The sequence below is a fragment of the Actinomadura parmotrematis genome (assembly GCF_019458805.1).
Lineage (GTDB): Bacteria > Actinomycetota > Actinomycetes > Streptosporangiales > Streptosporangiaceae > Spirillospora > Spirillospora parmotrematis.
Genome location: NZ_JAIBOA010000021.1, coordinates 24653 through 39525, shown reverse-complemented (window position 1 = coordinate 39525; position 14873 = coordinate 24653). Strand labels below are relative to the sequence as shown.

13 protein-coding genes are annotated in these 14873 nt (G+C 75.0%); 9 read left to right on the top strand and 4 right to left on the bottom strand.

Annotated elements, in window-relative coordinates; all coding sequences use genetic code 11:
* Positions 1-166: 166 nt before the first annotated feature.
* The gene (locus K1Y72_RS27455) at positions 167-1741 is read left to right on the top strand and encodes a long-chain-fatty-acid--CoA ligase (protein WP_308287254.1); all 1575 of its coding nucleotides are present in this window, start codon (positions 167-169) and stop codon (positions 1739-1741) included.
* A 13-nt stretch (positions 1742-1754) separates the two neighbouring features.
* Here the strand turns inward: K1Y72_RS27455 and K1Y72_RS27450 are convergent, their stop codons facing one another.
* Positions 1755-2843: a winged helix DNA-binding domain-containing protein gene (locus K1Y72_RS27450; protein WP_220169374.1), complete on the bottom strand. Its 1089-nt coding sequence runs from the start codon at positions 2841-2843 to the stop codon at positions 1755-1757.
* A gap of 88 nt (positions 2844-2931) precedes the next feature.
* Entirely contained in the window at positions 2932-3840 is a 909-nt protein-coding gene (locus K1Y72_RS27445; protein ID WP_220169373.1) for a LysR family transcriptional regulator, read from the bottom strand.
* 131 nt (positions 3841-3971) lie between these two features.
* Here K1Y72_RS27445 and K1Y72_RS27440 point away from each other — a divergent pair, with 131 nt between their 5' ends.
* From K1Y72_RS27440 to K1Y72_RS27405, 8 genes are all read left to right on the top strand, one after another.
* Entirely contained in the window at positions 3972-5468 is a 1497-nt protein-coding gene (locus K1Y72_RS27440; protein ID WP_220169372.1) for an MFS transporter, read from the top strand.
* A gap of 150 nt (positions 5469-5618) precedes the next feature.
* The gene (locus K1Y72_RS27435; protein ID WP_220169371.1) at positions 5619-6032 is read left to right on the top strand and encodes a hypothetical protein; all 414 of its coding nucleotides are present in this window, start codon (positions 5619-5621) and stop codon (positions 6030-6032) included.
* Positions 6033-6664: 632 nt separating this feature from the next.
* Positions 6665-7279, top strand: coding sequence for an RlpA-like double-psi beta-barrel domain-containing protein (locus K1Y72_RS27430; protein ID WP_220169370.1), 615 nt, complete (start codon positions 6665-6667; stop codon positions 7277-7279).
* A 216-nt stretch (positions 7280-7495) separates the two neighbouring features.
* The gene (locus K1Y72_RS27425; protein ID WP_220169369.1) at positions 7496-8827 is read left to right on the top strand and encodes a lysine N(6)-hydroxylase/L-ornithine N(5)-oxygenase family protein; all 1332 of its coding nucleotides are present in this window, start codon (positions 7496-7498) and stop codon (positions 8825-8827) included.
* 15 nt (positions 8828-8842) lie between these two features.
* Positions 8843-9610, top strand: a complete 768-nt coding sequence (locus tag K1Y72_RS27420; protein ID WP_220169368.1) for a 2,3-dihydro-2,3-dihydroxybenzoate dehydrogenase — start codon at positions 8843-8845, stop codon at positions 9608-9610.
* Between the two features lie 29 nt (positions 9611-9639).
* Positions 9640-10695 (top strand): isochorismate synthase, encoded by a 1056-nt coding sequence (locus K1Y72_RS27415; RefSeq protein WP_308287253.1) that lies wholly within the window; start codon positions 9640-9642, stop codon positions 10693-10695.
* Positions 10695-12326: a (2,3-dihydroxybenzoyl)adenylate synthase gene (locus tag K1Y72_RS27410; protein WP_220169367.1), complete on the top strand. Its 1632-nt coding sequence runs from the start codon at positions 10695-10697 to the stop codon at positions 12324-12326. Before K1Y72_RS27415 ends, K1Y72_RS27410 begins: the two co-directional genes overlap by 1 nt.
* Positions 12327-12335: 9 nt before the next feature.
* Positions 12336-12980, top strand: a complete 645-nt coding sequence (locus K1Y72_RS27405; protein WP_308287252.1) for an isochorismatase family protein — start codon at positions 12336-12338, stop codon at positions 12978-12980.
* A 44-nt stretch (positions 12981-13024) separates the two neighbouring features.
* Here the strand turns inward: K1Y72_RS27405 and K1Y72_RS27400 are convergent, their stop codons facing one another.
* Positions 13025-13624 (bottom strand): hypothetical protein, encoded by a 600-nt coding sequence (locus K1Y72_RS27400; RefSeq protein ID WP_220169366.1) that lies wholly within the window; start codon positions 13622-13624, stop codon positions 13025-13027.
* Positions 13625-13748: 124 nt separating this feature from the next.
* A complete protein-coding gene (locus K1Y72_RS27395) occupies positions 13749-14819 on the bottom strand; it encodes a phosphotransferase family protein (protein ID WP_220169365.1) in 1071 nt (356 codons plus the stop codon).
* Between the last annotated feature and the right edge of the window lie 54 nt (positions 14820-14873).

Genomic DNA, 14873 nt, shown 5'->3' with positions numbered 1-14873 from the left:
CAGCGGTCGGTTGCACGGCGGGGCGGGCGTCGGAGACAGCTTGCGCTGAATCCGTGGATCTTTCAACGAACCCAGGTATCGGATAGATCACTATTCGGAGCGGATCACGCGCGCGCAGTCATCGCGACCGACGCCGCCCGCTTCCGCCCTTCCGCAGGTCGGAGCGGTGTGGGTAGGGTCACGGCAACGAACCGAACATCATTCGGAGGGAGTGCGGGTGGATTACCGGGTGGTGTCGATCGTCCGCGACCATGCCCGTCTGCGCGGAGCATCTCCAGCTGTGAGCGGTGACGGCCGGACGTTCTCCTACGCCGAGCTCGACGAGCGTTCCAGCAGGCTCGCCCAGGGTCTGCGGGCCGCCGGGGCGGGCGCCGGGAGCCGGGTGGCCTATGTCGGCAAGAACGCCCCCGAGTTCTTCGACCTGCTGTTCGGCGCGGCCAAGCTGGGCGCCGTGACCGCCCCGGTCAACTGGCGCCTGACCCCCGCGGAGATCGTCGCGGTGGTCGAGGACGCGGGCGCGGCGCTGACGGTCGTGGACGCCGAGTTCGCGGGCCTCGCCGCGGCCCTTCCCGGTCAGGTCGTCCTCACCGGCGACGACTACGAGAACTGGCTCGCCGGACACCCCGCCGAGGACCCCGGTTTCGTCGGCGCGCCGGACGACATCGTCGTCCAGCTCTACACCTCGGGCACCACCGGCGTCCCGAAGGGCGTCCAGCTGAGCAACACCAACTTCTCGGTCGGCGAGCGGATGGCCGAGCGCTGGCGGCTGGACGCGACGTCGGTCAGCCTGGTGCCGATGCCGCTGTTCCACATCGGCGGCACCGGCTGGGCGCTCGCCGGCCTGTTCGCCGGCTGCCGGCAGGTGCTGGTCCGCGACATCGACCCGGCCGCCCTCGTCGACACCTTCGAGCGCGAGCGGATCAGCAACGCCTTCATCGTCCCGGCGGTCCTGCAGTTCATGTGCGAGGTCCCCGGCGCCGCGGGCCGCGACTACTCGGCGCTCCGCGCCATCACCTACGGCGCCTCCCCGATCACCTCCGAGGTGCTGCGCCGCGCCCTGGAGACCTTCGGGGCGCCGCTGTTCCAGCTCTACGGGATGACCGAGACGACCGGCGCGATCGTCCAGCTCGAACCCGAGGACCACGACCCGCAGGGGCCGCGCCGCCGGCTGATGCGGTCGGCGGGCCGCCCCTACGCCTGGGTGGAGGTCCGCATCGCCGACCCGGCGGGGGAGGGCGAGGTGCCGGCCGGCGAGGTCGGCGAGGTGCTGGTCCGCTCCCCGCAGAACACGCCCGGCTACTGGAACCGGCCCGCCGAGACGGCGCGGCTGCTGCCCGGCGGCGGCTGGCTGCGCACCGGCGACGCCGGCTACCTGGACGAGGAGGGCTACCTGTTCCTCACCGACCGGATCAAGGACATGATCGTCACCGGGGCGGAGAACGTGTACCCGATCGAGGTCGAGGAGGTGCTCGCCGCCCATCCCGCCGTCGCCGACGTGGCGGTGATCGGCGTGCCCGACGAGCGCTGGGGCGAGACCGTCAAGGCCGTGGTCGTGCCGCGGCCGGGCACCGCGCCGACCGAGGCGGAGCTCCTGGAGTACGCCCGCGAGCGCCTCGCCGGGTTCAAGCGGCCGCGCTCGGTGGACCTCGTGGACGCGCTGCCCCGCAACCCCAGCGGCAAGATCCTGAAGAAGGACCTGCGGGCGCCGTACTGGGCGGGGCGCGGCCGCTCGATCGGCTAGGGGACCCGGCGGTTCAGCCGAGCTCGACGGCCGTCTCGGCGGCGTCGGGCTCGGCGAAGGCGAGCAGCGCCCCGCCTTCGGCGGTGAGCCCGGCGGCGGCTCCGGACGGCAGCTCCTCGAACGGGTGCAGGCGGAGCGTGGCGGTCCTGCGCTTGCGCTCGATCTCCCAGGTCCCGGCGGCGAAGCCGTCCCACAGGAAGGTCGCGCGGACCCGCAGGTTGCGGGTCGTGAGGCCGGGCCGGTGCGCGTCGGCGATGATCCGCCGCCGGTCGGCGTGCGCGAGGACGAGGCTGTCGAACTCGGGCAGGAAGCGCGCCGGGGCGGGCACGTCGCCGCCGGGACGGGGCGCGTCCGGGAGGTCGAACAGCTCGCGGCCCTTGTCGTCGGCGAACACGGCGAGGTCCGGGCGGAGCCGCTCCAGCGCCTCTGCGGCCGGGAGTCCCGACCAGGTCTGGGCGTCGGCGGCCGTCGCGGGCCCGAACGCGGCGAGGTAGGCGAGGACGAGCGCGTCGGCGGACGCCCCGGAATCAGGGGCGGCGCCGAGCCAGGCGCCGGCCGACGTGAAGCGGGCCGTGCGGGGGAAACCCCAGCGGTCCTCGGTCGGGACCATCACCAGCGGCAGGCACATCCGCACGACGAACCCGAGCGCGCGCTCGTCGACGTCGGGGAAGCGCTCCTGGAGCAGGGCCCGCAGCTCGGTGAAGGTGAGCGGCCCGTCCTCCAGCAGTTCCCGCGCGGCGGCGAGGACGGCGTCGCGGTCGAGGCCGTCGGCGCGGTCGCCGAGGGCCTTCAGCCCGGAGTCGAGCACGGGCTGGAGCGGGCCGCGGAAAGCGGCGTAGTGGCCGGCGGTGACGACGTGCAGGGTGCCGCGCATCAGCGTCGCCCGGACGAGCGACCGGTCGTGCAGGGCGGCGTGCAGCGTGTCGCCGGTGAATCCGGCGAGCCGCGACCACAGGCCGAGGAAGGGCGGTTTGGGCTCCTGCGCCTGCAGGCCCGCCAGCCGGCCGACGGCGTCCGCCACGGGGACGTCCGCTCGCTCCAGCAGGAGCTGCCGCGCCAGCGTCGCCCGGTTCAGGTCCCGTACGGACAGGATGTCGCTCATCGGTTCCGGCTCTCTTCCCTGCGGCTCCGGGCGGCCTCGGGGAAGGCCCGGTCGCCGGAATTCTGCCAGCAGGCGCCGGCCCCGCGCGTCATGCGCCCGCGACCTCGGCGACCACGTCCCTCACCTGCCGCCGGAGCCACGCGTGCGCGGGGTCGTTGTCGTAGCGGGCGTGCCAGGCGAGGGCGAAGCGCAGCGGCGGCAGCTCCAGCGGGATCGGATGGGACACCAGCCCGAGGCGGTCGACCAGGGGGCGCTGGAGGCGGGCCGTGGAGAACGCCACCAGGTCGGTGTCCATGGCGATCGCGAGGGCCGCGGTGACCGACGGCGCCGTCCCGATCGTGCGGCGCGTCCGGCCGAGGGCGGCGAGCGCCTCGTCGATCGGTCCGGTGCTGCGGCCGCGCCGGGAGAACACCAGGTGGTCGGCCTCCAGCCAGCCGTCCAGCTCGGCGAGCCGGGCGCCGAGCGGGTGGCCCGGCCGCACCGTCGAGACGATCGCGTCGTCCAGCAGCGGCTCCACCCGCGTCTCGGGGGTGCGGGCATCGATGACCCCGAGCTCCAGGTCCACCGCGTCGCGGCGCAGCGCGTGGGTGTCCTGCGACCCCTCGGCGAGGAAGCGCAGGGTGAGGCCGGGCGCCTCGGCGGCCACCCGGCGGAGCAGCCGCCCGCCGATCGCGGTGACCGTGCCCTCCTCGGCCTGGAGGGCGAAGGAGCCCTCCAGGGAGGCGGGGTCGAACTCCGCGCCGCCCTCGAACAGGTCCCGGGCCCGGACGACGAGCTCGTGCACCTCGGCGTGGATCGCCAGCGCCCGCGGCGTCGGGACCAGGGCGCGCCCCGAGCGGACGAGCACCGGGTCGCCGACGGCCCGGCGGATCCGGCCGAGGGTGCGGCTCATCGCCGGTCCCGACAGGTGCAGCCGGGCGGCGGCGCCGGTGACGCTGCGCTCCTCCAAGAGGACGTCCAGCGCGACGAGGAGGTTGAGATCGATTCTGGATTGCACGTTGTGCACTCCTCAAGTGCAGAAGATGCATTTGAAAGCAAGTCAGGGCCAGCCTACGGTGAGGGCACGGAGGCGGCGCGCGCGACCGGATCCCCCTCTCCGCCCTCCTTCCCCCTGCCCGAGGAACCGAGATGATCAATGCTGTCCGCCGGTCCGCGCCCGCCGACGCCGGTGCCGGACCGGCCCCCGGCCGCGCGATGCCGCTTCTCATGTCGGCGTGCGTGGTGCTGGTCGTGGCCATGGTCGCCGCGATCAACCTGGCCGTCCCCAAGCTCGCCGCGAGCGCCGTCGCCCCCACGGCGACCGAGCTGCTGTGGATCGTGGACTCCTATGTCCTGGTCTTCGGCTGCCTGCTGATCCCGGCGGGCGCGCTCGGCGACCGCTTCGGCCGCAAGGGCGCGCTCCTCGCGGGGCTCGGCCTGTTCGCCGCCGGCTGCCTGCTGTCGGCCGCCGCCACCACCGTCCCGGTGCTGCTGGCCGGGCGGCTGCTCACCGGCGTCGCGGCCGCCCTGATCATGCCCGCGACGCTGTCGCTGCTGCTCCAGGTCACCGAGCCGCCGCGCCGGCCGCACGCCATCGCCACCTGGACGGCGGCCACCGGCGCGGCCGGGGCGGCCGGCAACGTCGCGGGCGGCGCGGTCCTGCAGTGGCTGCCCTGGCAGGGCCTGTTCCTCTGCGGTGCACCCGTCGCCCTGCTGCTCGCCCTCGCCGTCGCCCGGACGGCTCCGCGCGGCGAGCGCCACGACGCCGCCCTGGACCTGCCCGGCGCCGCGCTCCTCACCGCGGCCCTGTTCGCCCTGCTGTTCGGCATCATCGAGGGGCCCGAGGAGGGCTGGACGTCGGCCGAGGTCCTCGCCGGGTTCGGTTGCGCGACCGCGTTCCTCGCCGCCTTCCTCTGGCACGCGCTGCGGGCCGAGCACCCCCTGCTCGATCCCCGGATCTTCCGGGGCGCGCGCCTGCGCTCGGGCGCCCTCGGCATCGGCGCCGCCTTCTTCGGCCTGTTCGCGCTGTTCTTCGTCAACGCCCAGTACCTCCAGTACGCTAAGGGGTACGGACCGCTGCACACCGGTCTGGCGATCCTGCCGCTGGTGATCGGGATGTTCGCGATCTCCCGGCGGAGCGTCGCGCTGACGCACCGGTTCGGGCCGCGCGCCGTCATCGGGGCGGGCGTGGTGGCGCTGTCCGCCGGGCTCGGCCTGCTGTCCACCGCTGACGCCGCGACGCCCTACCCGCTGTACGCGATCTACCTGGTCGTCATGTCGGCCGGCATGGGCCTGTGCGTCCCGGCGCTCTCGGTCGGCGTCATGGCGGCCCTGCCGCCCGGCCGGGCGGGCCTCGGATCCGGGCTGAACGGCGCGGCCCGCGAGATCGGCAGCGCGCTCGGCGTCGCCGCCCTCGGCACCGTGCTGAGCAGCCGCCTGTCCGCAGGGCTGCCACCGGCCCTCGCCGGCCGCACGCGTTCGGTGGGGGAGGCGCTGGCCGCGGCCCGAGCGGCCGGAACGGGCCATGACGAGGTCGTCGCCGCGTTCACCGGCGCCATGGCGACCGGGTTCCGCGTGGTCGCGGTCGTGGTGCTCGTGCTGGGACTGGCCGCGGTCGCGGGTGCGGGCGGCCGGGAAGCGCGCTGAAACAGCGGGAGCGGGCGGGCGGAGGGGCGGGCGATACGCGAAAATTCTTGCAAATGCACGTGCATCGGATCTTGCACCTGCACGCCATCTTTAGCAGGATGACCAAGACCCTCCGCCCTTCCCCCGCACGTGAACTCCCCGGAGATCGCGATGACCGCACACCTGAGCGACAGCGACCGACAGGCGCTGCGCCTCGCCCACGACCTGCGCGAAGAACTGCGGCGCGCGCTGCCGCAGCAGGCGGCCGCCCCCTCGGTCTCCCCCTTCGTCGACCCCGCCGGCCGCCCCTCCGTCCTGATGCGCATGGACGCCGAGACAGCACGGGCCCTCATGGCCGTCATCGGTGAACGGCGCTTCGACCAGCCCGCCGCGGCGCCCGAAGGACGCCGCGCCGACGGCACGGTGCCGCCCCCCGGGCAGCCCTACGCCGGCGGCGGGCCCTACGAGGCCGGCCCACCGGTCTCGGCGATGCATCCGATGCAGCCGGTGCACCCCGTCGCGGCTCCGCCCGGATACACGACCGGACCGCAGCCCCTCCTCCCCACCGCGTTCCCCGGCCGCTGACCGCCGGAGACCGAACGACCGCCGCGGGCCCCTGACAGCAGGGGCCCGACGGCTCCGCCGCCCTCGCCGGGCGGCCCCGCGGCCCCCGGGCCGATCGCGCGCCGACGCCGCCGTCGGCGCGCTTTTTGGTGTTTCCATGACGTGGTCCCCTCCCTGTCGAACGCGCTGAAACCCTTATGGGATAAGCCCTTTCGAAGGTTCGAGGGGAAACGATCTACCTTGTGAAAGGTAAAGAATCCGGCGGTTTGCCTAACTTCGGGTAAAAGCACATATAGTCGATGTCAGGCAAGGGTCAAGAACCTCTTGACCCGCCTCTTGTGAGAGCCGTCGTGACCCGCCCGCCAGGCGGGACCTTCCGCCGAACACCACGGGCGTCCATGCACGTCGCCCGCCACGGAGCCGCTCAGCGAAGCCTCCGCTCGGCACTTTCCCCGCTCTTGACGCTCGCACTCCCGCCCGGCCGCACCTCGGCCCGGCGGCGGACAGCGAGCCCGGACGGTCCTGCCTGAACGGGCCGCCACGCGGGTCCTGCCACGACGGCGATTCCGGGCGCCACGCCCTGGAGCCGTTTATCCGAGCACCCTCGTCCTTGGGCTCGAACGGCCGTCCTGTCAGCCGAACAAAGGATTTCCATGCAGAAGCGAGCGATGAACGTCGTCCTCACCGGGGTGACCGGTACCGCCCTCGCCGGGATGCTGGTGGCCGGTGTGGCGGCCGCCAGCGACGACAACGCTCCGAAGACCGCGCAGTCGCAGGAGCCCGCGGCCGCGCAGCAGCAGATCGCGAAGAAGGGCGCGGCCGCGGACGAGAAGGCCGCCGGCAAGAAGGCCGCGACCAAGAAGCGCGCCGCCAAGGCGCTGGTCACCGGCACGACCACCGCGTCCTACTTCTGGGACGACGGCTCGGGCGTCAACGGCGACACCGGCGCCCCCGCGAGCGGCAAGGCCATGCAGAAGGGCCTGTTCGCGAGCCCGAGCTGGCCCATGAACACCAAGGTCAAGGTGACCTACAAGGGCCGCACCATCACCGGCTTCGTCGGCGACCGCGGCCCGGGCGAGCCCTCCACCCGCGGGGTGATGCTCGACCTGGACACCTACACCTTCCGCTACCTGCTCGACGGCAAGAAGCCGGCCAGCAAGTACAACGCCGGCACCGGCGAGGGCCACCTGAGCGGCGTCAAGTACGAGGTCCTGAAGTGGGGCTCGGGCGCCGGCACGAAGGGCAAGCCCGTCCCGTTCGGCTCCTGAACCGCGCGCCGCGACTGACGGCGCCGAAGGCGAAGGGGGCGCTCCACCGCACGGTGGGGCGCCCCCTTCGCCGTTTCCGCGCCGGGTCCGCGCGGGGCGATTGTGGCCTGGATCGCTCTTGGCGTCCCGGCGCCCCCGCGCGTTGACCGTTCGATCTCTCGATGCTTAGCTAAGCCTCACCTAAGCAAACTTAGGCTTGCCTAACTTGGAGGATCCGTGCGCCGCGACCGGCCCGCCCGCACCATCGACAAGGAGCCGTCCGTGTACGACGTCGTCGGCGTCGGCTTCGGCCCCGCCAACCTCGCCCTGGCCGTCGCGATCGAGGAGCACAACGCCGCCGCGGCGCCCGGGGACCGGGTGAGCGCCCTGTTCGCCGAGCGCCAGCCCCGCTTCGGCTGGCACCGCGGCATGCTCATCGAGGGCGCCACCATGCAGGTCTCCTTCCTCAAGGACCTGGCGACGATGCGGAACCCCGCCAGCGGGTTCTCCTTCCTCTGCTACCTCCAGGACAAGGGACGCCTGGTCGACTTCATCAACCACAAGACCTTCTTCCCGACGCGCACCGAGTTCCACGACTACTTCTCCTGGGCCGCCGGCAAGGTCGCGCACATGGCCTCCTACGGCAGCGAGGTCGCGTCGGTCGCGCCGCTCGGCGACGGCTGCGAGGAGATCGGCGGGTTCGCCCTGGAGCTCGCCGACGGCCGCACCGTGAGCGGCCGCAACCTCGTCGTCAGCGGCGGCCTGCAGCCGTCGATGCCGGCCGGCGTCCAGCAGTCCGAGCGCGTCTGGCACAACCACGGCCTGCTCACCAACCTCGCCGCCCGCACCGGGCCCGAGCCGAAGCGCTGGACGGTGGTCGGCGCCGGGCAGAGCGCCGCCGAGGTCACCGACCACCTGCACCGCGCCTTCCCCGAGGCCGAGGTGTACTCGGTCTTCTCCCGCTACGGCTACAGCCCCGCCGACGACAGCCCGTTCGCCAACCGGATCTTCGACCCGGAGGCGGTGGACCTGTTCCACGGCGCGCCCGAGCACGTGAAGCGGCAGCTGTTCGACTACCACCGCGGCACCAACTACTCGGTCGTGGACACGGACCTCATCGAGGAGCTGTACCGGCGGGTCTACCAGGAGAAGGTGACGGGCGCGCGGCGGCTGCACATGCTGAACGCCTGCCGCGTCCTCGACGTCCGCGAGGTGCCCGGCGGCGCCCGCACCACCTACGAGTTCACGCCGACCGGCGAGCGGGCCGTGCTGGACTCCGACATCGTCGTCTGCGCGACCGGCTACCGGCCGTTCGACGCGCTCGGCCTGCTCGGCGCCGCCGGGGGCCTCTGCCTGCGCGACGAGCAGGGCCGGCCGGTCGTCGAGCGCGACTACCGGGTCGCCACCGACCCGCGGCTCACCGCGGGGATCTACCTCCAGGGCGGCACCGAGCACACGCACGGGATCACCTCCTCGCTGCTGTCCAACGGGGCCGTCCGCGCCGGGGAGATCCTCGACTCGGTGCTGACCGCCCGCGCGTCCCGCGCCGGGGCCGTCGCGGCCCGCTGAGATTGGAGGACGGTCATGGCCGAAGCGCAGGCCACCACCGCCGTCGTCACGGGCGGCGGCCGGGGGATCGGCGCCGCCGTCGCCCGCACGCTGGCGGCCGCGGGCTTCCGGATCGCGGTACTGGACCGCACGGGCGCCGAGGAGGCCGCGAGCGCGCTGCCCGGCCCGGCGATCGGCTGCGCGACCGACGTCTCCGACCCCGCCGCGGTGGAGGCCGCCGTCGCCCGCGCCGAGGACGAGCTCGGGCCGATCGGCGCGCTCGTCAGCACCGCCGGCGTCCTGCGGCCCGGCGGCGTGCTGGAGCTGTCGGACGACGACTGGGCGGCCCACTTCGCCGTCAACGCGACCGGCGTGATGAACGCCGGCCGGGCCGTCGCCCGCCGGATGGTCGCCCGACGGGCGGGCGCGATCGTCACGGTCGCCTCCAACGCCGCCCGCGTGCCGCGCACCCGGCTCGCCGCCTACGCCGCGTCCAAGGCCGCCGCCGTCCAGTTCACCAAGTGCCTCGGCCTGGAACTGGCCGAGCACGGCATCCGCTGCAACGTCGTCTCGCCCGGCTCCACCGACACCGCCATGCAGCGGGACCTGTGGGCCGACCCCGAAGCCGGGGCCCGCGCCGCCGTCGACGGCGACCCCGGCTCCTACCGGACCGGCATCCCGCTCGGCCGCGTCGCCGACCCGCAGGACGTCGCCGACGCCGTCGCGTTCCTGCTGTCCGACCGCGCCCGCCACATCACCATGCACGACCTGTACGTGGACGGCGGCGCCTCGCTGCGCGGCTGAACCCCCTGCCCCCGAAGAAAGGCCCGTTCGTGAGCACCGCCGCCGGCTTCTATTTCTCCTCGCCGCGCCGCACCATCCTCGCCCGCGGCCCCTGGGACGGGCCCGAGCCCGGCCCCGGCGCGGTCACCGTGGGCGCGCTGCCGTTCGCCGCCGGCGCCCCGGACGCCCTCACCGAGGCGACGGACGTGACCTGGGATCCGCCGGCGCCCCCCGGCGGGCCCGGCCGCGCCCTGCCCGCCGGAGGCGCCGCGGCCGTCCCCGAGCCGTCGCCCGCCGAGTACGAGCTCGCCGTGGAGAAGGCCCTCGTCCGCCTCGGCGACGGCGACGTGGACAAGGTCGTCCTCGCCCGCACCCTGCGGATCGACACCCCGGCCCCCGTCGAGCCGGCGGCGCTGCTGCGCAGGCTCGCCGCCCACGACCCCCACGCCCACGTGTACGCGGTGCCGTCCGGGCCCGGCCGCACCCTCGTCGGCGCGAGCCCCGAGCTGCTGGTCTCGCGCTTCGGCCGCGACGTCGCCTCCCACCCGCTCGCCGGCTCCGCCGCGCGCAGCGCCGACCCGGCCGAGGACCGGCGCCGCGCGGACGCGCTGCTCGCCTCCGCCAAGGACCTGCGCGAGCACGCCTACGTCGTGCGCGCCGTCGCCGACGGCCTGCGCCCCTACTGCGCCGACCTCGACGTCCCCGCCGAGCCGTCGCTCGTCGCCACCGCGACGATGTGGCACCTCGGCACCCGCATCACCGGCCGCCTCGCCGATCCCGGCGTGACCGCCCTCACGCTGGCGCGGGCCCTGCACCCGACGCCCGCCGTCTGCGGCACCCCGGCCGCCGCCGCCCGCGACCTGATCGGCGAGCTGGAGCCCTTCGACCGCGGCCTGTACGGCGGCGCGGTCGGCTGGTGCGACGCGGCGGGCGACGGCGAGTGGGCGGTCGCGATCCGCTGCGCCGAGACCGGCGGCGACGGCCTGCGCCTGTTCGCCGGCGCCGGGATCGTCGCGGGCTCGCACCCGACCGCCGAGCTCGCCGAGACCACCGCCAAGTTCGGCACCATGCTGCGCGCCCTCGGCCTGGACGGGGAGGGCCGCTGATGCTGCCCGGAGCCGTCCCCTGGCCCCCGGAGGCCGCCGCCCGCTACCGCGCCGCCGGCTACTGGCAGGGCCGGACCTTCGGCGCGATGCTGCGCGAGGTCGCCGCCGCGCACCCCGCGCGCACCGCCGTCGTCGCGGGGGAGACGCGCTGGACCTACGCCGAGCTGGACGAGCGCGCCGACCGGCTCGCCGCCGGGCTGCGCCGCATCGGCGTCGCCCCGCGCGACCGCGTCGTCGTGCAGCTGCCCAACGTCGCCGAGTTCCTCCAGGTGGCGTTCGCGCTGTTCCGGCTCGGCGCGATCCCGGTGTTCGCGCTGCCCGCGCACCGCGCCACCGAGATCGGCTACTTCCTGGAGCACGCCGACGCCGCCGCCTACGTCATCCCCGACCGGCACGCGAACTTCGACTACCGGACGCTCGCCCGCGAGGTGAAGGCCCGCCGCGTCGTCGTGGCCGGCGAGGCCGAGGAGTTCACCGCCCTCACCGACCTCGACGCCGGCGCCCCGGCGGCGCTGCCCGACCCCGACCCCGCCGACGTGGCGCTCATGCAGCTGTCCGGCGGCACCACGGGGACGCCGAAGCTGATCCCGCGCACCCACGACGACTACCTCTACAGCGTCGTGGCGAGCGCGGAGATCTGCGGCCTCACCCCCGACAGCGTGTACCTGTGCGCGCTGCCCGTCGCGCACAACTTCCCGATGAGCTCGCCCGGCGTCCTCGGGACGCTGTCGGCGGGCGCCACCGTCGTCCTCGCGCCCGTGCCGAGCCCCGACGCGGCGTTCCCGCTCATCGAGCGCGAGCGCGTCACCATCACCGGCCTCGTCCCGCCGCTCGCGCTCGTCTGGCTGGCGGCCGCGCCCGCGACCGCGCACGACCTGTCCAGCCTGCGGATCCTCCAGGTCGGCGGCGCCAAGTTCAGCGCCGAGGCCGCCGCCCGCGTCCGGCCCGTCCTCGGCTGCGACGTGCAGCAGGTGTTCGGGATGGCCGAGGGCCTGGTCAACTACACCCGCCCGAACGATCCCGAGGACGTGCGCGTCACCACGCAGGGCCGCCCGATCTCCCCGGCCGACGAGGTCCGCGTCGTCGACGACGCCGACCGCGACGTCGCGCCCGGCGCGACCGGCCACCTGCTCACCCGCGGCCCCTACACGATCCGCGGCTACTACCGGGCGCCCGAGCACAACGCCGCCGCCTTCACCGCCGACGGCTTCTACCGCACCGGCGACGTCGTCCGCCGCACCGCCGGCGGGAACCTGGTGGTGGAGGGCCGCGCCAAGGACCAGATCAACCGCGGCGGCGAGAAGATCGCCGCCGAGGAGGTGGAGAACCACCTGCTCGCCCATCCGGCGGTGCACGACGCCGCCGTCGTCGCCGTCCCCGACCCGATGCTCGGCGAGCGCACCTGCGCCTTCGTCATCCTGCGCCCCGCCGCCCGCGAGGACCCGCCGAAGGCCGCCCACCTGCGGGCGTTCCTGCGCGGCCGCGGCATCGCCGACTACAAGATCCCCGACCGGGTCGTCCTCGCCGACGCCTTCCCCCACACCGGCGTCGGCAAGGTCAGCAAGCGCGACCTGCGCGCCGCCGTCGCCCGCGAGCTCACCCGCCCCGCCGCCCCCGAACGGCCGTCCTGAGGAGGAACCGTGCCCATCCCCGCCATCGCCCCCTATCCGATGCCCGCCGCCGGCGAGCTGCCGCCGGCGCGGGTGGACTGGCGCCCCGACCCGGCCCGCGCGGTCCTGCTGATCCACGACATGCAGAACTACTTCCTGGACGCGTTCGCCGGCGACCCGCTGCCCGCCCTGCTCGCCAACATCGGCCTGCTCCGCGACGCCGCCCGCCGCGCCGGCGTCCCGGTCGTCTACTCCGCCCAGCCGGGCGGGCAGACGCCCGAGCAGCGCGGCCTGCTCACCGACTTCTGGGGCGCCGGGATCGGCACCGCCCCGCGCGACCGCCGCATCGTCGACGCGCTCGCGCCGGCCGGCGGCGACACCGTCCTCACCAAGTGGCGCTACAGCGCGTTCATCCGCACCGACCTCGCCGACCGGCTGCTGCCCGCCGGCCGCGACCAGCTCATCGTCACCGGCGTCTACGCCCACATCGGCTGCCAGGCGACCGCCGTCGAGGCGTTCAGCCGTGACGTGCGGCCGTTCCTGGTCGCCGACGCCGTCGCCGACTTCTCCGGCGAGCACCACCGCGACGCGGTGACCTTCGCCGCGCAGCGCTGCGCGGCCGTCACCACCACCGAGGCGCTGCTCGCCGACCTCGCCCCGGTCCCCGCCGCCTGAGCGGGCCGCCCGGCCGGCGCGCGGAGCCGGCCGGGCGGGGCCGCTCAGCGGGACGCGGTGGCCTGCCCGGACGCCTCCCAGGAGGTGGTGAGGGTGCCGCAGCCGCCGCAGGCGTCCCGCACGTCGCGGAGCAGGCGCATCCGGTCCAGGGGCAGGCGGGCCGCGTCGATCTCCAGCACGTTCTGCCGGTCCTGGAGGTAGCCGACGGCCTGGACGGCCAGGGCGGCCTGCGCCCGCACGTAGGCGCGGGCCTGCGCGGAAGTGCGGAAGACCAGGAAGAGGGCCTGCTGCTCGCCGCCGGGCGTGACGGCGTCCGGCTCGTGCGCGCAGTGGTAGCCGCGGGCGTCGAGGGTCTGCGACCGGTAGGGCTCGTCGACGGCGGTGTGCCCGGGACGCCAGCCGCCCCCGCCGCACTGCCCGGACGCGGCGAACCGCGCGGTGAGCGTCCCGATCAGGGGCAGCGACAAGGTGCGCGCGTGCGCGGCGACCGGGCGGGCCGGGCCGTGGCCCGCGACGGCCGCGGCCTGCCGGACGCGCGGCGCCGTTCGCAGGTCGGGGGCGCAGGTGGCGAGCATCAGCGCCGAGACCAGCAGCGTCGTCCCGGTCCGCAGCGCCCTGCCCGGCCCGGCGGGTGTGCCGTTCATCGCCGTCCCTCCGCGCGCCCGCGGCGCGCCCACCCGCATCATCGCGCCGCCGGGGCCCGCCCGCCATCCGGGAAAACCCGTAGGCGGGGTCCGCCGGACGGGGGAGGGCGGGACGCGCCGCCGGTCAGGACGCGGCGATGAAGGCGGTGGCGCGCCGGAACAGGCCGAGGGTGATGCCGTGCAGCAGGTCGCCGGTCTCCTTCGGCGCCTTGCCCGCGCACGCCCGCGCGTGCGTGCCCTCCAGCACGATGCCGAGCTTGAAGCAGGCGAGCACCGCGTACCAGGTGATCGCCGACAGGTCGCGGCCGGCGACCGCGTCCGCGCGCTCGGCGTAGGCGGCGACGAGCTCGCCCGCGGGCGGGAGGCCGCCGGCCTCCCCGAGCGGCCCGGCGAGCAGCGCGCTCTCGTCGCCCTGCTCGGGCCAGGTGGCGAGCAGCCAGCCGAGGTCCAGCAGGGGGTCGCCGATCGTGCACATCTCCCAGTCGACGATCGCGGCGACCTGCGGCCCGTCGTAGGAGTACATGAGGTTCGCCAGGTGGTAGTCGCCGTGCATGACGCCGGGCCGCCACGTCGTCGGGCGGTTGTCCTGGAGCCAGGCGGAGACCCTGGCGAGCTCGGGGATGTCGGGACCGGGGTAGCCGGCGAGCTCGCCGTAGGAGTCCAGCTCGGCGGTCCAGCGGCCGACCTGCCGCTCCAGGAACCCCTCGGGCTTGCCGAAGTCGCCGAGCCCGGCGGCCTCGTGGTCCACCGCGCCGAGCGCCGACAGCGCCGTCGCGGCGTGCAGGCCCATCGCGTTGCGCATGAGGGGGTCGGAGGCGTGCGGTTCGGGCAGCGTCACCGAGGCGTTGAACCCGCGCACCGGCGTCATCAGGTAGAACACCGCGCCGTTCATGACGTTCTCGTCCGGGCAGGCGGCGATGACGCGCGGTGCCGGGACGCCGCTGCCGTCCAGGGCGGCCAGCACCCGCGCCTCGCGGCGCAGCACCTCGTTGGTGCGGGCCCGCAGGTGCTTCGGGCCGCGCCGCAGCACGTAGTCGCGGCCGCCGCGGGAGAAGCCGACCAGCACGTTCTGGGTGCCGCCGGCGAGCGGCGCCACGTCCTCGAACGGCCCGCCGGGCAGCCCCTCGCGGTCCATCCACGCGCCCAGCACGCCGAAGTCGACGAGCGCGGGATCGAGCTGGGCGGGCTGCGGCATGGCGGGCTCCCCTTCCGGATACATCTCTGTTTCGGAGAGTAACAGTCAGGCGCT

What these genes read in the sequence shown, in the direction of transcription:
- K1Y72_RS27450 (WP_220169374.1), bottom strand. Translation starts at nt 2,843, where the DNA reads ATGAGCGACATCCTGTCCGTACGGGACCTGAACCGGGCGACGCTGGCG.
- K1Y72_RS27440 (WP_220169372.1), top strand. Translation starts at nt 3,972, where the DNA reads ATGATCAATGCTGTCCGCCGGTCCGCGCCCGCCGACGCCGGTGCCGGA.
- K1Y72_RS27435 (WP_220169371.1), top strand. Translation starts at nt 5,619, where the DNA reads ATGACCGCACACCTGAGCGACAGCGACCGACAGGCGCTGCGCCTCGCC.
- K1Y72_RS27430 (WP_220169370.1), top strand. Translation starts at nt 6,665, where the DNA reads ATGCAGAAGCGAGCGATGAACGTCGTCCTCACCGGGGTGACCGGTACC.
- K1Y72_RS27420 (WP_220169368.1), top strand. Translation starts at nt 8,843, where the DNA reads ATGGCCGAAGCGCAGGCCACCACCGCCGTCGTCACGGGCGGCGGCCGG.
- K1Y72_RS27410 (WP_220169367.1), top strand. Translation starts at nt 10,695, where the DNA reads ATGCTGCCCGGAGCCGTCCCCTGGCCCCCGGAGGCCGCCGCCCGCTAC.
- K1Y72_RS27400 (WP_220169366.1), bottom strand. Translation starts at nt 13,624, where the DNA reads ATGAACGGCACACCCGCCGGGCCGGGCAGGGCGCTGCGGACCGGGACG.
- K1Y72_RS27395 (WP_220169365.1), bottom strand. Translation starts at nt 14,819, where the DNA reads ATGCCGCAGCCCGCCCAGCTCGATCCCGCGCTCGTCGACTTCGGCGTG.